Consider the following 17,123-nt stretch of genomic DNA (forward strand, 5'->3'; position numbering starts at 1 on the left):
CCTTGCCCTGAAGGTCCTTGCCCTCTTCGATGTACTTTCTTGTAGCCTCCTGGAAAACGAGCTGGCACTCGGTGTTAACGTTGATCTTAGCAACGCCGAGGGAAATAGCCTTCTTTATCATCTCGTCGGGGATACCTGTGCCGCCGTGGAGAACGAGGGGCATATCACCTGTCTTAGCCTTGATGGACTCGAGAACGTCGAAGCGGAGACCGGGCCAGTTCTCGGGATACTTGCCGTGAATGTTGCCGATACCTGCAGCGAGCATAGTAACGCCCAGATCTGCAACAGCCTTGCACTCGTCGGGATCGGCGCATTCGCCCATGCCGACAACGCCGTCCTCTTCGCCGCCGATGGAACCAACCTCAGCCTCAAGGGAGAGACCGAGAACGTCGCAGGTGTTAACAAGAGCGGTAGTCTTTGCAATGTTCTCGTCAATGGGGTAGTGAGAACCGTCAAACATAATGGAAGAGAAGCCTGCATTGATGCAAGCCTTAGCGCCCTCGAAGGAGCCGTGGTCGAGATGAAGAGCAACGGGAACGGTGATGTTAAGGGAATCGAGCATACCGTTTACCATACCAACGATGGTCTTGTAGCCGCACATATACTTGCCTGCGCCCTCGGAAACACCGAGGATAACGGGAGACTTCTGCTCCTCAGCAGTGAGCAGGATAGCCTTAGTCCACTCGAGATTGTTGATGTTGAACTGACCAACAGCGTACTTGCCGTCGCGGGCCTTGTTAAGCATGTCCTTAGCGGAAACTAATCTTGACATTTGAATGTACCTCCATACGGTGTGCATACACGCACACTTTTAATTTTATAATTCTATTATACTCCATTTTTTCAACTTTTGCAATAGGCTGAGAGGAAAATTTACACTATTTCGGGGAAATATTTTTGACGCGACAAAAAACGTGCATAAAACAAGAGCTGCCGCAGCAGCCCTTGAAATAATGTGTATTTTAAGAAAGTCTCGAACCGTTGGGAATATCCTTGTCCACGAAAATAACTCTTGCGTCCTCGCCCACGCTTGCCGCAACGATCATACCGTTGGACTCAACGCCGCAAAGCTTAGCGGGAGAAAGATTAGCCACAAGAATGACCTTCTTGCCGATAAGGTCCTCGGGAGCATACCATTTAGCAATGCCCGAGACTACCTGTCTCTCACCGAAGCCGTCATCAAGCATGAGCTTTAAAAGCTTCTTAGCCTTGGGTATCTTCTCGCAGCTCTTTACCTCCGCAATGCGCAGGTCAGCCTTGAAGAAATCGTCAATTCCGATAATGTCCGCAAGCGGCTCAAGGTTAGCCCCGTCCTTGTCCTGCTCCGCCTTAGCCTTTTCAGCCTGAGCAGTGATAAGAGCGTTAAGCTCCTCGATCTCCTTGTCAACATCAATTCTGGGGAAGATGATGTCTCCCTTGTGAACGGTGATGTTCTGAGGAAGAACGCCGAATTTGCCTGCATTCTCATAGCTTACATCATCTGCACTTGCACCTATCTGCTCCCATACCTTAGGCATAGTTGAGGGCATGAACGCGCTGAGAAGCGACGTGGAAATTCTGATAGCCTCAAGGAGATCATAAAGCACAGCCGCAAGTCTGGGCTTGTTAGCCTCGTCCTTAGCAAGCACCCAGGGAGCAGTCTCGTCAATATACTTGTTCGCGCGGGAAATAACTTTAAATATCTCCGCAAGAGCAATGTTCAGCGTGGTGTTGTCAATGCACTCGTCAACAATGCCCCTGAGAGCCTTCGCCATATTTATAAGCTCGTCGTCCATGGGGTCGGACATCTTCTCCTCGGGGAGAGTGCCGTCAAAATACTTGATGACCATAGCCACGGTTCTGGATACAAGGTTTCCCAGGTCATTAGCCAGGTCGGAATTTATGCGGTTTATCATTATCTCGTTGGAGAATGAGCTGTCAGCGCCCAGAGCCATTTCGCGGAGAATATGGTATCTGATCGAATCTGCACCGTATCTCTCTCCTAAAACCAGGGGGTCAACCACATTTCCCAGGGACTTTGACATCTTCTGACCGTTGAAGGTTATCCAGCCGTGAACAGCCAGGTGCTTGGGCAGAGGAAGCTCCAGCGCCATAAGCATAGCAGGCCAGATAATGGCATGGAAACGCATAATGTCCTTAGCCACCATATGAACGTCCGCAGGCCAGAACTTCTCAAAATCGCTGTACTGCTCATTCTCGTAGCCCAGAGCGGAGATATAGTTGGAAAGAGCGTCTATCCATACATAAACCACGTGACCCTCGTCAAAGGTAACGGGAATGCCCCACTTAAAGCTTGTCCTTGAAACGCAAAGGTCCTCAAGACCGGGCTTGATGAAGTTGTTGACAAGCTCCACAGCTCTTGTCTTGGGCTGTAAATAATCTGTCTCGGTGAGGAGCTTTTCGATCCTGTCCGCAAAGGGGGACATTTTGAAGAAATAAGCCTCCTCCTTGGCTTCAACGACCTCTCTGTGACACTCGGGGCACTTGCCCTCCTCGTCCAGCTGGGACTCAGTCCAGAAGCTCTCGCAGGGAGTGCAGTACTTGCCCTTGTATTCGCCCTTGTAGATATATCCCTTGTCATACAGCGCCTTGAAGATGGTCTGTACGGTCTTAACGTGATAATCGTCGGTGGTACGGATATAGCGGTCATAGCTTATATTCATATAAGACCAGAGATTTTTGAAAACAGCCACTATCTCGTCAACGTACTGCTTGGGAGTAACGCCCTTTTCGGCAGCCTTCTGCTCTATCTTCTGACCATGCTCGTCCGTTCCGGTGAGAAACATCACGTCATATCCCTGCATTCGTCTGTAACGGGCGATGGAGTCGCAGGCAACTGTAGTATAGCAGTGACCGATATGGGGATTGCCCGACGGATAATAGATAGGGGTGGTAATGTAGTAGGGTTTCTTTGACATGATAATTCCTGCCTTTCGTCATATAAAAATCATAACACTTACTATTATATACCATTATTTTGATTTTGTCACTACTTTTTTGTAAAAAATATCCCGAGGAACAGAGTGTTCCCCGGGATACGGTCAATAATTCAAGTTAACTTACTCAACTACCAGAGTATATTTCATTCCCTCGTCAGCCTTGAAAGTAAATCTTCCGTACTTGTCGAGAGTGCCGGATATTATCTCGGTCTTAGTGCTCTTTCTTCCTGCATAGACAGTGAAATCTCTGCCCGCATACTCGGCGCCAAGGTCGATAACGATAACTCCGCGCTTAACATCGGAATTTACCTTTATTATGTTCATCTCAGCGTCGTAGGAGAAAACATAGGAATGTCTCCAAGCATTGGATATAAGAGCTATAGTCTCATTCTGAACAGCCTTTACATAAACCGCAGAAGCAGGCATTGTAAAGCTGCCCTTTTCGGTCATCTTAGCCACCTGTCTGCCGTTTGCGGCGGTAACTATAATGTCATAGCCAAAGCCTGCGATAACATTTACAGTCTGTCCCGCAGCAGCATAGGACTTGTCGGCAACCACATCTCCGCTTGTGATAACGGGATAGTAAACTACCTTTTCGGGCTCGGGCTCAGGCTCGGGCTCCACGGTTACGGTGTCCCTGTAAGCGATAGCATAGCTTGAGAACCTGTCTGTCATAAAGCTTGCCTTGCCCGTAGCGGGGTCGAATGTGCATTCAAGAATGTCGACAGCACCTTCATGAACGCGGATAATGAAGTATTTGCGCGCCACATTTTCGTCTTTATTGATAAGGTCTTCGGGCATTTCAAATGTGATAGTGACAGGTGCATTTGTTTCATGGATAGCAGTCTCCAGCTCGCCTATCTTCTTAACGAGAACGATGTCAAGGAACATTCCCACAGTCATATTCTCAGAAAGCGCGGACTCTATAAGAGCCTTGTCCTCGGCGGAAACGGTGCTGTCAGCATTCTGAACGTTCAGGATAATGTGAAGGTCCTCGCCTGCTTCGATAAGAGCCTGTTCCTCGGGAGTGATCTCCACAGCATTCTTGAGCTCTTCGCCGTCAACGCCTGCGCCGCCCACATTGTCCTCGTTGTCAACAATGATATCGCCCTCGTCTGCCTCGGGAACAAAGCCGGGGTCAGGCTCGCCGCACACCGTGCATTCGCCGTCCTCAAAATTATGACCGAGAGCGGGAACGACCTCCTGTGCCACAATAACATCATCACAAACCGAGCAGTGGCTGCCCTCTGTAAGACCTGTTTCTGTGCAGGTGGCAGGAACAGCGGGGTCAATTACCTCTGTGTGACCTGCTGCAGGGATAATAAGCTCCTCTTCGGTTATCTCGCTCTTGCCTTCGCTGTCAGCGAAAAGCATATCGCAGACTGTGCAGGTATAAAATTCCTCTTTGCCGTTCTCGGTGCAGGTAGGTTCAACTCTGTCAATTTTTTCGAGAACGTGTCCTAAAGCGTCAATGGGTTCAAACTCGTAATAACCGCATACTGTGCAGATGTGCTTTTTCTTGCCCTCTGTGGTGCATCCGGATTCGGTCACAGTTTTCCAATCGCCGAATGTGTGAGCGCCCACCATAGTTTTCACGCCGTCAATAATTTTCCAGTGCTCATTGCTGTCAAAATCATAATACTTTACGATAGTAACGGTGTAAAAGCCATACTTGGGATAACAGCCGGGCTTTTGTGCGCAGTAGTAAACGGTATATACTCCGTCATCTGTGAATACGGGGACCTCTGAGGTAAATTCTTCATCAAGAGATGTGGAATATGTAATAGTAATATCGGGGTCATCGCATTTTACTTCTATGCTCTGAGGCTCGCCTGTGAAAACAAGGTCATCAGCGCTTATATCTATTTCATCTTCGGTGACCATATTCTGCACAACGATCTTAACGCCTTCGGAAATGGGAGAAGCGGGAGAGGAATCGGTAGCGGGAGTTCGTGACTGAATGGTATATTCCTCGCCCTCGGTGAGATCATCAAAAACAATGTTTCCGTTTTCATCGGGAGTGACCCAGGTGTTGCCGCCGTCAATGGTGTATTCGGTATTGGGCTTGGAGGGGAAGGTTATGGAATTTTCAGTAGTTTCCACATCGGAGGGGTTCAAGATATCATCAACAGTACCTGAAGGAACATTGGGGTCCTCGGGTGTCTCGGGACGGTCAGCAACTTCTATTGTAATAGGGTCACTGTCCTCTGTGTCCTCACCGTCACCCTTTTTGATAAGGGAGCTTGTCTTGCCTATCATAGAGTAAGGGTCTCCGTTGTCGTCTGTTCCCGTCATAGGGATAGTACCCTCGGGAGTGGAGGTGATGGGGTGTGTTGTCTGAGTTCCGTCGCTCTCGGTAATGGTAAGCTCATACAGGCTGTCGGGCTCAAGGTCGGTAAGCTGTTCGTTCTTGTAGTCGGTGGTAGCGCTGAGCATTTCCTTGATAAGGGCTTTAAGCTCCTCGGCAGAGCCGATGCCCACATAGCAGGAAAGGCTTACAGTCTCGCCGGGAGCGACTGTGCGGTCTTTCCAGGAAACAATAGCTCCGCTGTCTCCGCTGTATGGGTTCTCGGGAACGGTAGAGTTGAATATATTATCATCTGAATAAACAGCACTAAAACCGCCATACCAGAAATCCGAAGCATTTGCTCCCTTGGCACCGTTCATGATCAAGCCAAAGCCTGCAAAAACAGTATTTCCGCTTTCGTCGGTCATACTGTCGGAAGCGTATGTTGATTCCATAAGGAAACCTGTTTCCTGACCGTCCTTGGTCTTGTCGAGCTTGGAAATAGGAGCGCTGTCACAGCCTCCTATCTGAACATCCGAGCCGAAGCCGAAGTCAAATGAGATGGACGCATCTGAGGTGTTGGTAACTTCATATACCATTTGCAGGAGCTTGCCGTCGCTGACAAATTTAGGGTTGAACTTTACTCCAAGACCGCAGTCCTCCGAGATCAGACTGTTACCCTCTTGAGTTGGCAAAACAGACGAACCTGTTTTCAAATCGGGATAATAACATTTTTCGCCTATGCGCAGAACGCTTCTGAAGCCCTTATCCCTGTAACAAACCATTTTCCAATCGTTGTTAAAAACGCCCCTAAGATTTACGCTGCTGTTTTCAACAGAAGAACCACTATTGCTGGATCCGTTCAAAATGGTATATGCCATTAAACCGTTGCTGTCCGTGATATAACCCTCCGGAGCTTCAAGCGCACTCGCCTCAATAACATAAGGACTTTCCGTACCCCAATCGAGAGGTACATAGGAAATCAAAGAAAATGCCATAGCTGCCGCCGAAACGCCTGCCAGCACCCTCTTAAATCCTGAAATTTTCATGAAAAAATTTCCTCCTTTTATTTTATCGGGATAATCCCCGATTTTTATACATATAGTATTATATACCGAGAAAGGCGCCAAAAGAGCGCCATTTTTTATTGTTTTTCGATAAAAATATAAAATTTTACAAAAAAGTTACGTTTAATCAATATCTAAAGCCGCCGATAAAAAGCTATCCGCTTATGTCCTTCATATAATTTTGAATAATGTACATATAAATTTAAACCAATCCGAGAAAAAATCCGATATAATAAACATAACAAAACTATCGGAGGTGCGCTATGATAACAAAAGAATTTCAGAACATCAGCCTGTCGGGACTGGGAATGGGCAATATGCGCCTGCCCATAATACAGGGCGGCTCGGACGGGGATATCGACCTTGAAAGAGGAACGGAGATAATCGACAAAGCAATGTCCGAGGGCATAAACTATTACGATACCGCCTATATCTACCACGGCGGCAAGTCCGAGGAATTTCTCCGCGAAGTGCTGGTAAAGCGCTATCCCCGCGACAGCTTCTATATCGCCGACAAATTTTTCATACACGCAAACCCCGACTATAAAGCCGTTTTTGAGGAACAGCTCACCCGCCTTGGCACCGACCATATCGACTTCTACCTTATCCACAGCGTCACCGACAACACCGCCGAGACCTACATAAAAAGCGGCTGTATCGAGTATTTCGAGGAGCAGAAAAGGCTCGGCAGAATAAAATATCTGGGCTTTTCATCTCATTCAAGCCCCGAAAAGCTGAAAGAATTTGCGGCATACCGTGACTGGGACTTTGCCCAGATACAGCTTAATTACTTTGACTGGCTCTATGGCTCCGCAAAGGCTGAATACGAAGCGCTCCGGGAAAAAAATATCCCCATCATAGTAATGGAACCCGTCCGCGGCGGCAGACTGGCAAGCCTCACTCCCGAAGCGGAGGAAATGTTAAAAAGCGCCTGCCCCGAAAATACGACAGCCTCCTGGGCATTCCGTTTTCTTATGCGCCTTGAGGGTATCAAGGTGATACTCAGCGGAATGTCGGATAATGAGCAGATGCGGGATAATCTTAACACATTCTCAGCAAACAACGCCCTCACAGACGATGAGGAAAAGCTGCTTTTCAAAGCCTGCGAAATATTCCGAAGCGCCGTAAGGGTGCCCTGTACCGCCTGCCGCTACTGCTGCGGCGGCTGTCCCGCCGAGATAAATATCCCCGAGGTCTTAGCCCTCTACAACCGCTATAAAATAGACGGAGAATGGGCGCTTGAGGATATGGATAAGCTTGATACCAAGGGCAAGCCCAAAGACTGCATAAGCTGTGCCGCCTGCGAGAGCCACTGTCCCCAGGGAATAGCCATAAGCAAAATTATGGAAGAGCTTGCGGAGAAAACATCGAGATGATAAGCTTTAATTTGACCTTTTCCCCGGAAGATAAAGCCCTTGCCGACCTTGTGAGCCGCACTCTCGGGGATAAAATGAACTGTATAGCCGCCTTTTTCGGACTTGAGGACATTGACCATTGTCAGAAAATTATAATTTACTCCACCGCAGAAGAATATAAAGCCCACACCGAAAAATTCACCGAATATTACAGCTGGATGATAGGCGATACCTACGACGGCAATATAAACCTCCTCTCCCTCGAGCGCTGCAGAGAAGCACAGGGACACGAAAATATGACCGAGAGTGATTACGAAAAGCTTATCCTCCACGAGTTCACCCACATCTGCCAGCAGCAGATAAACCCCAATGCAGAGGGAGTAATATGGTTCTGGGAAGCCCTTGCCCAAAATCTTTCGGGACAGACAAATGAGGATATAGAGCTAAGCTGCACCCCGGAGGAGCTTTCGGAAAATTACATAAACCTTTACGGCAATTATGCCATAAGCTGTAAGCTTGGCAGATATATGCTGCAAAACTACCCCCGCGAGAGAATAATGGAATATGTAAGATACCCCGAAAAGCTTGTCAACGACACTCCCGGAATACTGAGCGATGCCCGTGATTTGGAAAGGACATAAAGATGGATATCGAAACACAGTTCAATAAAATAGCCCGTGAATACGACGGGAACCGCCGAAAATTCATACCCTGCTTTGATGATTTCTACATCAGCTCCACCGATTTCATAGCCGCAAATACACCCGAGCCGAAGTCAGTCCTTGACCTTGGCGCAGGAACAGGACTTCTTACCTCATTCTGGTATAAGCACTTTCCCGATGCGCGCTATGTCCTTACGGATATAGCCGAGGAAATGCTTGACGTGGCACGAAAGCGTTTCTCGGGCTGCGAAAACGTAAGCTTTGAGGTATCCGACTATACGGCAGACCTTCCCCGTCAGGATTTTGACGCAGTGATATCCGCCCTGTCCATACATCACCTTACAGACGAGGATAAGCAGAAGCTATTCCTGCGCATATACGAAAAGCTCCCCGAAGGCGGCATATTTGTAAATTACGACCAGTTCTGCGCCGAAGACCACACCACAGATACGTGGTATAATTCCTATTGGGAAAAGGGGCTTTACACAAGCGGACTGACGGAAACCGATATCGCCCTCTGGAAAGAGCGCCGAAAGCTTGATAAGGAATGTTCCGCGGAGCAGGAGATAAAAATGCTCAGAAACAGCGGCTTTAAGTCGGTAAGCTGTATCTATTCAAGCCGGAAATTCTCTGTCATCACCGCATTAAAATGAGAAAAGCCGCACCGAAAAAGTGCGGCTTTTCTCATGAGTCTGTCGAAAAAGGAACGACAATTATATAATATGCACAAACCAATGCAGGAATTGCTTTGTCAAAAACGTTCCACCGGAACGTTTTTGAGGGTAAGTATGTTTGAGCGCTATAAAAGGGGAGGCGGTCGTGTACGCCTCCCCTCGAAATGCTGTCGCATTTCTCACCCCTTGCTCCGTTTTGGAAGGATAAAAGGAGGTTTCGCCCTCTGCGGAGGGCGACCAAAGGGCGCCGCCCTTTGGAAACCTGCAAGCCTTTGAAAAGGCTTGAGCGAAACTTTTAGTGTTGTGTTTATTTGTGCAACTTTTTTCATTTAACTGCTTTTCTCATTTTCTCCTATACCCGCCGGGAGTCAGCCCCGTCCGCCTTTTAAAAAGGCGCATAAAACAAACATCGTTCTCATAACCGCATAAAGCGGCAATTTCCTTCACCGTAAGGGAAGAGTTTTTCAGATAATACTCCGCCGCCTTTATCCTTGCCGAAAGCAGGTCCTCATAGCAGCTTACCCCGAAGCGCTCCCTGTAAAGCTGCTGAAAATGAGAAGGACTGAGATTTACCTTTTCGGCAAGCTCCGCCACAGAACCGAAGCTGCCCGCATTGCTGTAAAGCTCAGCCCTCAGCCCGTCCAGAGCAGGACCGTGTACCATAGGTAGCGGCAGCTTTTTTCCGTTTTCCGAGCAGTCGGCAATTTTGAGGATAAGCATTTTTATCAGCATATCCATATACTGCTCCTTGTGGGGGGAACCGCTCATTTCCTCCCTGCCTATCATACGCAGGAGCTCCTCCGCCTCGCTGTCGTCCGAAAGGGGGATCACCCTGTTCACAGCAATGCCCGCACCCTCCAGAAACTCCTCCTCACCGGAACATTCCAGATGAAGAAAATGATTGACATACATCTCCCCCGCAGCGCAGTAATGCTGGGGCGAGCCCTTCTTGTAAAGCAGTACGCTCCGCGGAGGAGCGATGACCTCCCCCTCCTCTGAAAATACCCTTGCCGCAGTTTTGAAAAATAACAGCAGATCGTCCCCCGAGCCATTGGGACGGTCAATATCAAATTCCTTTTCGTGTCGGTAATTCATACCCATTGCGTGAAATATCATCATATCCGTTCACCTTTAATCGTAGGATCTGTCAGTATAATAATATAATACGTCATTGCAATTTTCCTGTCAAGATGGGATAATGATATTAACGGAAATTTCGGCAAAAAAATCAACGAAAGGACGAACTGCAATGAAAAAAATATCAATGCTCATCAACGCACAGGACAAAATATCCCACATAAATCCCGAGATATACGGACATTTCTCCGAGCATCTTGGCAGATGTATCTACAGCGGCATTTACGTGGGGGAAGACTCCTCCATACCCAACACCGACGGCATCAGAAACGATATCATCGAAGCCTTTCGGAACATAAAGCTGCCCGTACTCCGCTGGCCCGGTGGCTGCTTTGCGGACGAATACCACTGGCAGGACGGTATCGGCGAAAAATCAAAGCGCAAGAAAATGGTCAACACCAACTGGGGCGGCGTGACCGAGGATAATTCCTTCGGCACCCACGAATTTATGCGTTTCTGCGAGCTTGTAGGCTGTGAGCCGTACATTTCGGGAAATGTGGGCAGCGGTACAGTCCGGGAGCTTTCGGAGTGGGTGGAATATCTCACCTTTGACGGCATATCACCAATGGCAGACCTCAGAAAGCAGAACGGCAGAGAGAAGCCCTGGAAGCTCAAGTACCTGGGCATAGGCAATGAAAACTGGGGCTGCGGCGGAAATATGCGCTCCGATTATTACATAGACGAATACCGCCGTTTCCAGAGCTTCTGCAAGAACTACTCGGGCAACGAGCTTTATAAAATAGCCTGCGGACCCAACTCGGGGGACTACAGCTGGACCGAGGCGATAATGAAAAATCTGAACAAGTATCAGACAAAGGGCATATCCCTCCACTACTACACCGTACCCACAGGCGTATGGGAGAAAAAGGGCAGCGCCCGTGAATTTGACTCCGAGCTTTACTACAGCACCATCGCCAAGACCCTCTATATGGATACCCTTCTCACCCGCCACACCGAGATAATGAACCGCTATGACCCCGATAACGATATCGGACTTATCGTAGACGAGTGGGGCTGCTGGTACGACGTGGAGGAGGGAACAGATCCCGGCTTCCTCTATCAGCAGAACACCATGCGCGACGCTATCGTAGCCGCCTGCAATCTGAACATCTTCAACAGACACAGCAGGCGTGTGACCATGGCAAACCTTGCCCAGGCGGTAAACGTGCTCCAGGCGCTTATCCTCACCGAGGGCGAGAAAATGATAAAGACCCCCACCTACCACGTTTTCGACCTCTTCAAGGAGCACCAGGACGGCGAGCTTGTCTACTGCTTCAGCACGAACGAGTATGCAGGGGATAAGGAAAAGATACCTCTCCTCTCAAGCTCCGCCTCGGTCAAGGACGGCGTAATGACCCTTACCCTTGCAAACTGCTCCCTTGAGGACAGCGCCGAAGTGTCCTGCGATATCAGAGGCTTTGAAGGAAGCGAAGCCTCCGCGCGTATCCTTTCCGGCGAGGTACACAGCTATAACGACTTTGACGCCCCCGAGCGCGTTACTCCCGCCGCATATCCCGTCAAGCTTGAAAACGGCGTTCTCACCGCAGAGCTTCCTGCCTGCTCGGTAGTGAGCGTAACAATAAAATGAGCCGCCCCTTCTGCAAAAGGTGTTTTTTCGCGGAGCTTGACCCGGGGGGAATATATAAGGAGATATCCGAGCTTATAGCCGCTCTCCCCGAGGAAAAGCGCACCCATGAGGAGGAATACCGCCGCAGACTTAAAATATGCGGCGAATGTGACTCCTTAGGTGAAGGCACCTGCGGGAAATGCGGCTGCTTTGTGGAGCTGAGAGCCGCAAAAAAGGATATGCACTGTCCAAGCGAAAAACATTACTGGTAATACAACAAAAACAGCGTCCGCCCCTAAAAAGCGAACGCTGTTTTGCATTTTTCAGTCCACAACAAGGGCAGCCGAAGCATAAGCCGTAAGGTCTGCCGTTCTCGTCAAATTCGGCAGTATATCGCACATGAACCGGACAAAGCTTTGCATTTCAGCCCTGCTTTTTTCTTGCCTTGTCCATGTACATGAGCTTGTCGGATTTTTTGAGTATCTCCTTGAAATCGCCTGTTTCCTCGGGAGCGGCTCTGTAAATTCCCACGCTGGCGGAAACGGTGTAGGGCTTGCCCGATGAAGCGGTGTAGCTTTCCAGATATTTAGCTATATCGCCCTTTATATCACTCGTACATTCGCCGTTTATCACAGCTATCATCTCATCGCCGCCAAATCTGGCGCATACCGCCTCTTCGGGGCAGCACGCCTTCAGGGCAAGAGCCACCGCGCGTATAGCCACATCGCCCTCGCCGTGACCGTAGGTGTCGTTTATATTCTTGAGGCCGTCCAGGTCGGCAAGTATCACCGTCAGACCCTCAGTGCCCTCCTCAAGGAGCCTGTCATATTCCTTGATAAATCCGCTTCTGTTGTAAAGTCCCGTCAGTGCGTCGGACTTGTACATTTCCTCGATACGGGTGTTAAGATAATGCTGATAGCGCATATTGCGGTAGCTGCCGATGGCAGTGCTCATAGCGTTGATGGTCTGGGGCATCTTGGTGTAATTTGCCATATCAAAATTGTTGAAGTGGAAGCATACAAATCCCAGGGGATTTTCCAGGAAATTCAGAGCGAAGAATATAAGAGGGACCTTTTTCCTGATTATTGCCTCTATTCCCGCGAACATCTCCGAAGCATTGAAATAATAGGGCTCAAAAGGGTTTGAATAGTCGGTGTTAAAGAGCATAAAAAGCTTTTCCTCGGAGAAGTCCTTTGTGCTGACGGAAAGGGGATTTATCGTCTCGTCAATGCATTCGGGCTTGAGTACGCATACCATATTATAAAAGTACTGATTATTGTCAAATTTCTTTGCCACTTCTTCAATGCTCCGGCACATCTGTATACGGGTAGAGATGTTGTTGATGGCATAGCTGTCCTCCTGGAAGCGGAAGAAGCGGTCATTCACATCGTTGAGATAGAGGGAAGTGTTTATAGGCTCGGCGCAGTGGCAGCCGCAGGACTCGGAGATTATCACTCTGGGGGTTATAAGCTCCCTCACGGAGCCGTCAGAGCCTGCGAATATCCTGTCAAGAACATTTGCGGTCTCCCTTGCCATATCCTCAAAGCTGCAAAGGCAGGAGGTTATCTTCGGAACGGAAAATTTTATCGCCTCAATGCCGTCAAAGCCCGTAACGATAATGTCCTCGGGAACTCGTATATTATGAGCGGCAAGAACGCCGCATACGGTTATTGCCATAGTGTCGTTGGCGCAGATGAACGCCTTGGGGAGCCTGTTTTCCTCAATAAGCCTGTTAACTGCCTTTTCGGTGGGAACAGACCAGAAATCGCCGTAGCTCACCATATCCTCGGAAAAAGCTATGCCCTTTTTCTCCACCTCGCGCTTAAATACCTCAATGCGTTTTTCGGAGAAATCGTTTCCCTTCATTCCCGCCATCATATGCAGGTCGGTAACGCCGTGGTATTCCATAACGTGGCGTATAACAAGAGCAAAGCCCTCTTCATAGTCAAATTCCAGACTGCGGTCATTGGGCTCGATACCCCCCGCAAAGATCACGGGGATATTCATCTTTTCGCATCTTGTGCGGATAGAGTCGATGATGTCCCTGCTTTTGATCTTTTCGTCCATAATTATCACAGCGTCGGTAACATCATAGTTAATAAGGCTGAAAACCGCAGATTCGCCCTTGTCCTCGGGAGTGTTCCAGTACAGGTCGGTGCAGGTGGCATAGACAAAAAGCCGCCAGTCTCTCTCTTCGAAATATCTGCTGAGGTTCATGATATAATCATAGCTGACCTCGTCGTTTATCCGCGACAGGCACAGAGCGACCACCTTTTTGCCGTACAGCATTGTCTGAAACACCTCCTTCCGGCGAAATACATTTATGTATGAAAACGTTTATATAATTACTCATATTATACCACAGAGGTAGGAGAATTTCAACACAAAAAAACAAAATTCACCGTATTCTATAAAAAATCCCTCAGGATTTGTGAAATATGCAGATTTGAATTTCGGATGGCTGTCCGTAAAAGCTCTTCTCGGTGTAAATGATTTCATATTTCGGGGCAGCGGCACAAAAATTTTCGTTATTTTGACTATTTATTACATTATAAAGTTTTCAATATGTATAAAAATGCTTCCAAGACAATATATTTTAAAAAAATCTATTGCAATTATTATTAAAATTTGATATAATTATATCAGAAAATTTTGCGCCTGGGCGCATTCGTTAGGAGTGTATATCTGATGACAGAGCTTATTAGTGTCAATGAGGAAAGGTGTATAGGCTGCAACGCTTGTATCAGGGTCTGTCCCTCTCCCGAAGCCAACACTGTAAAGGTGCTCGAAAACGGCAAAACGGTAACTGTAATTAACAATGAAAAGTGCATTGCCTGCGGCGAATGCGTAAAGGTCTGCAAGGCTAAGGCAAGGGATTACGACGATGATACCGACAAGTTCTTCAAGGACTTAAAGGAGAGAAAGATCATAGTTATCGCCCACCCCTCCATCAAGACCGCCTTCCCCGGTACATGGCAGGCTGTCCTCAAATGGTTCAAGCAGAACGGCGCAGACGGCGTTTATGACGGCTCCTACGGTGCGGATATATGTACCTGGGGCTATGTCAGAGCCATCGAACAGGGCAACGCCAAGAACGTTATTTCCCAGCACTGCCCCGCTGTTGTCAGGTATATGGAGCTTTATCACCCCGATGAGACGAGAGATCTTTCCCCCGTTCACAGCCCCGTTTCCTGCGAGGCGATCTACATAAGAGACTTTATCAAGAAAAACTACGCTGTAGCTGTGCTCACCCCATGCCCTGCCATGAAGCTGGAGTTCGAGTCCACAGGCCATGCCGAGTACAACATCACCTTCAAGCGCCTTAAAGAGTATTTCCGCCGCAAGAAGATAGATTTCAACAAGTCCATCGAGGGCGATCAGCACTATGATTTCGACGATCAGGTACAGGGCTGCATGGGCGGTATCTTCCCCACTCCCGGAGGACTCAGATACAACCTGTCCATCAATATGCCCGATATTATCGCGGTAAGCTCGGACGGCACCAAGGTGTACAAGGAGCTTGACGAGTACTGCGAGCTGCCTTCCCACCGTCACCCCCAGGTATTCGAGGCGCTGTCCTGCAGCGGAGGCTGCGGCTGCGGCTGCGGTATCGGCAACGAGGACGACCAGACCGCCCTTGAGATAAAATCCATCATGCGCGAGGTGGAGATAGACGCGAGAGGCCGCCGAAAGACTGCGCTCAACGGCGTTGACAAGCAGTTCAAGATATTCGATGACCGTATCAATCCCAGAAGCCTGATGAGAAACTACGAGTCGGGCGGAAAGGCTGCTCCCGAGCCTTCCGACAGGGAGCTTGAGGAGGTTTACGCTAAGCTCGGTAAGACAAACGAGTATGACCGTAAGATAGACTGCGGAGCCTGCGGCTATAAGAGCTGTGCGGAGATGGCTAAGGCTATCTATGCGGGCAGAAATATCCCCGCTAACTGTATCAGATGCGCTAAGGCTTCCTCGGGAGGGGCTGCGCCTGTGACTGTGAGCCACCCTGCCGACAACGGCAAGTCTGCCGAGATAGCCGAAAAGGTAAGCGGCTTCGCTACGAACCTTCTCGCCGATATCGAGAACATATACGCCAGCCTTTACAACATCGACTCCTCCAATCAGAAGTCCGCTTCCATGTCGGGCATTGTGGTAGGTATCCTGGAAAAGGTGGTAGGCTTCTGCTCCTCGGTGGAGAGCATTGATTCCGATAATCTGCCTATGCTCGTTTCTACTCTCGAAAAGCTTCAGTCGGCGGTTTCTTCCCTTAATGAAAATATCACCGAGTGCGCTAACGGCTCGGCTACCATAAGAGAGGCTATGCAGGCTGTGGCTGATGCGACTACTCAGCTCAATGTTATGGCTCAGGATATGGTATCCTCTGTTTCCGATAAGTATTGATTTTTGCGCTTTAGTCTGACAGAAAATCAGGCGGGTTTACAGCAAATGGAAATACCGCCTTGAAAGAGGGGTATTGTCGACCCCGAATGTGTACTTCATGGGCATTTATGGCTCTTATATCCCCCGAAATGCAGGCATTATATTTATGAACTGCATTTCGGGGGATTTTTGTTCATATGCTTATATTAACAAATTGTTAAAAACGGTGTTTTTTTGCAGATTTTTATTCGGAGCATATGATTCGTCATTCTGACGAAATACATTTATTGTAAATTATGCCAAAAGCGGTTTACAATCGGGCTGGATATGAACAAAGTCGACATTTTTTGAGCGTTTTGCAGGGGCGGATATGAGAATTTTAACACTGCGGAAAAATCGGGTATGAAAAAAGGGGTCAAAAACGGGGTTTTGGGGGATATGGTAATTTATGGGAGAAAATGTTGCACAAATGTTTACTGTGTTAATTTGTAATTCATATGTATTGGGCGGCGGCGGCGGCGGGGGTCGCCCCGCGACGAGGGCGGGGGTCGCCCCGCGGCGAGACGTTCTGTAATTTATTCGGACATCCGACTGTCGGCTCGGTAACGTTACAAATATGCTGACCGATAAATCGTAAGCGAGTGACGACCCGCGGCGGCGGGGGTCGCCCCGCGGCGAGGGCGGGGGTCGCCCCGCGGCGAGACGTTCTGTAATTTATTCGGACATCCGACTGTCGGCTCGGTAACGTTACAAATATGCTGACCGATAAATCGTAAGCGGGTGACGACCCGCGGCGGCGGGGATCGCCCCGCGACGAGGGCGGGGATCGCCCCGCGGCGAGGGCGGGGGTCGCCCCGCGGCGAGGTCGCGCTGTAGGTTTGTGCGAAACTGCTGCTTTGTCTCCGCGCCTATAGATATGGCAACAGCCCGACATATCGAAATATGTCGGGGCGGATTTGTTTGTTTTGATTAAATAATTTGATTTGGTTTAACCCTGTTAGCGAGTATGCAAAGGGACAACCTAAGGGGAAGGGAGAGGCTACAAATCAAAGATTTGT

General features: G+C 48.9%; 11 protein-coding genes. 6 read left to right on the forward strand and 5 right to left on the reverse strand.

The window, feature by feature from the left end; genetic code table 11:
- The 3 genes from ACI4J0_RS02795 to ACI4J0_RS02805 all read right to left on the reverse strand — a co-directional run.
- On the reverse strand, nucleotides 1-772 hold a 772-nt coding region (locus ACI4J0_RS02795; RefSeq protein WP_439764296.1), incomplete at its 3' end, for a ketose-bisphosphate aldolase.
- 190 nt (nucleotides 773-962) lie between these two features.
- Complete coding sequence (gene metG / locus ACI4J0_RS02800; protein WP_439764297.1) at nucleotides 963-2,918, reverse strand: methionine--tRNA ligase; 1,956 nt, start codon at nucleotides 2,916-2,918, stop codon at nucleotides 963-965.
- A gap of 141 nt (nucleotides 2,919-3,059) precedes the next feature.
- On the reverse strand, nucleotides 3,060-6,275 hold the full coding sequence (locus ACI4J0_RS02805) for a hypothetical protein (RefSeq protein WP_439764298.1): 3,216 nt from the start codon (nucleotides 6,273-6,275) through the stop codon (nucleotides 3,060-3,062).
- Nucleotides 6,276-6,556: 281 nt separating this feature from the next.
- Between ACI4J0_RS02805 and ACI4J0_RS02810 the strand changes: the two genes are divergently transcribed.
- The 3 genes from ACI4J0_RS02810 to ACI4J0_RS02820 are packed head-to-tail and all read left to right on the forward strand — an operon-like array spanning nucleotide 6,557 to nucleotide 8,963.
- Complete coding sequence (locus tag ACI4J0_RS02810) at nucleotides 6,557-7,669, forward strand: aldo/keto reductase (RefSeq protein WP_439764299.1); 1,113 nt, start codon at nucleotides 6,557-6,559, stop codon at nucleotides 7,667-7,669.
- The gene (locus ACI4J0_RS02815) at nucleotides 7,666-8,289 is read left to right on the forward strand and encodes a hypothetical protein (RefSeq protein WP_439764300.1); all 624 of its coding nucleotides are present in this window, start codon (nucleotides 7,666-7,668) and stop codon (nucleotides 8,287-8,289) included. The genes ACI4J0_RS02810 and ACI4J0_RS02815 overlap by 4 nt, the downstream gene beginning before the upstream one ends.
- 2 nt (nucleotides 8,290-8,291) lie before the next feature.
- Nucleotides 8,292-8,963, forward strand: a complete 672-nt coding sequence (locus ACI4J0_RS02820; RefSeq protein ID WP_439764301.1) for a class I SAM-dependent methyltransferase — start codon at nucleotides 8,292-8,294, stop codon at nucleotides 8,961-8,963.
- Between the two features lie 363 nt (nucleotides 8,964-9,326).
- Here ACI4J0_RS02820 and ACI4J0_RS02825 read toward each other — a convergent pair whose 3' ends face one another.
- Complete coding sequence (locus tag ACI4J0_RS02825) at nucleotides 9,327-10,103, reverse strand: helix-turn-helix domain-containing protein (protein WP_439764302.1); 777 nt, start codon at nucleotides 10,101-10,103, stop codon at nucleotides 9,327-9,329.
- A gap of 130 nt (nucleotides 10,104-10,233) precedes the next feature.
- On the opposite strand from ACI4J0_RS02825, the gene ACI4J0_RS02830 reads away from it, so the two are divergent.
- Together ACI4J0_RS02830 and ACI4J0_RS02835 are read left to right on the forward strand one after the other, a co-directional pair.
- Nucleotides 10,234-11,709 (forward strand): alpha-N-arabinofuranosidase, encoded by a 1,476-nt coding sequence (locus ACI4J0_RS02830; RefSeq protein ID WP_439764303.1) that lies wholly within the window; start codon nucleotides 10,234-10,236, stop codon nucleotides 11,707-11,709.
- Nucleotides 11,706-11,960 (forward strand): DUF6171 family protein, encoded by a 255-nt coding sequence (locus ACI4J0_RS02835; protein WP_439764304.1) that lies wholly within the window; start codon nucleotides 11,706-11,708, stop codon nucleotides 11,958-11,960. The genes ACI4J0_RS02830 and ACI4J0_RS02835 overlap by 4 nt, the downstream gene beginning before the upstream one ends.
- 151 nt (nucleotides 11,961-12,111) lie before the next feature.
- Here the strand turns inward: ACI4J0_RS02835 and ACI4J0_RS02840 are convergent, their stop codons facing one another.
- Complete coding sequence (locus tag ACI4J0_RS02840; protein ID WP_439764305.1) at nucleotides 12,112-13,977, reverse strand: GGDEF domain-containing protein; 1,866 nt, start codon at nucleotides 13,975-13,977, stop codon at nucleotides 12,112-12,114.
- 399 nt (nucleotides 13,978-14,376) lie between these two features.
- On the opposite strand from ACI4J0_RS02840, the gene ACI4J0_RS02845 reads away from it, so the two are divergent.
- The gene (locus ACI4J0_RS02845) at nucleotides 14,377-16,086 is read left to right on the forward strand and encodes a [Fe-Fe] hydrogenase large subunit C-terminal domain-containing protein (RefSeq protein ID WP_439764306.1); all 1,710 of its coding nucleotides are present in this window, start codon (nucleotides 14,377-14,379) and stop codon (nucleotides 16,084-16,086) included.
- Nucleotides 16,087-17,123: the final 1,037 nt, after the last annotated feature.

Source organism: Huintestinicola sp., assembly GCF_051882455.1.
Lineage (GTDB): Bacteria > Bacillota > Clostridia > Oscillospirales > Ruminococcaceae > Huintestinicola.

Excerpts from the sequence above, each read along its gene's own strand:
- metG (WP_439764297.1), bottom strand. The coding sequence starts at position 2,918 with ATGTCAAAGAAACCCTACTACATTACCACCCCTATCTATTATCCGTCG.
- ACI4J0_RS02805 (WP_439764298.1), bottom strand. The coding sequence starts at position 6,275 with ATGAAAATTTCAGGATTTAAGAGGGTGCTGGCAGGCGTTTCGGCGGCA.
- ACI4J0_RS02810 (WP_439764299.1), top strand. The coding sequence starts at position 6,557 with ATGATAACAAAAGAATTTCAGAACATCAGCCTGTCGGGACTGGGAATG.
- ACI4J0_RS02815 (WP_439764300.1), top strand. The coding sequence starts at position 7,666 with ATGATAAGCTTTAATTTGACCTTTTCCCCGGAAGATAAAGCCCTTGCC.
- ACI4J0_RS02820 (WP_439764301.1), top strand. The coding sequence starts at position 8,292 with ATGGATATCGAAACACAGTTCAATAAAATAGCCCGTGAATACGACGGG.
- ACI4J0_RS02825 (WP_439764302.1), bottom strand. The coding sequence starts at position 10,103 with ATGATGATATTTCACGCAATGGGTATGAATTACCGACACGAAAAGGAA.
- ACI4J0_RS02830 (WP_439764303.1), top strand. The coding sequence starts at position 10,234 with ATGAAAAAAATATCAATGCTCATCAACGCACAGGACAAAATATCCCAC.
- ACI4J0_RS02835 (WP_439764304.1), top strand. The coding sequence starts at position 11,706 with ATGAGCCGCCCCTTCTGCAAAAGGTGTTTTTTCGCGGAGCTTGACCCG.
- ACI4J0_RS02840 (WP_439764305.1), bottom strand. The coding sequence starts at position 13,977 with ATGCTGTACGGCAAAAAGGTGGTCGCTCTGTGCCTGTCGCGGATAAAC.
- ACI4J0_RS02845 (WP_439764306.1), top strand. The coding sequence starts at position 14,377 with ATGACAGAGCTTATTAGTGTCAATGAGGAAAGGTGTATAGGCTGCAAC.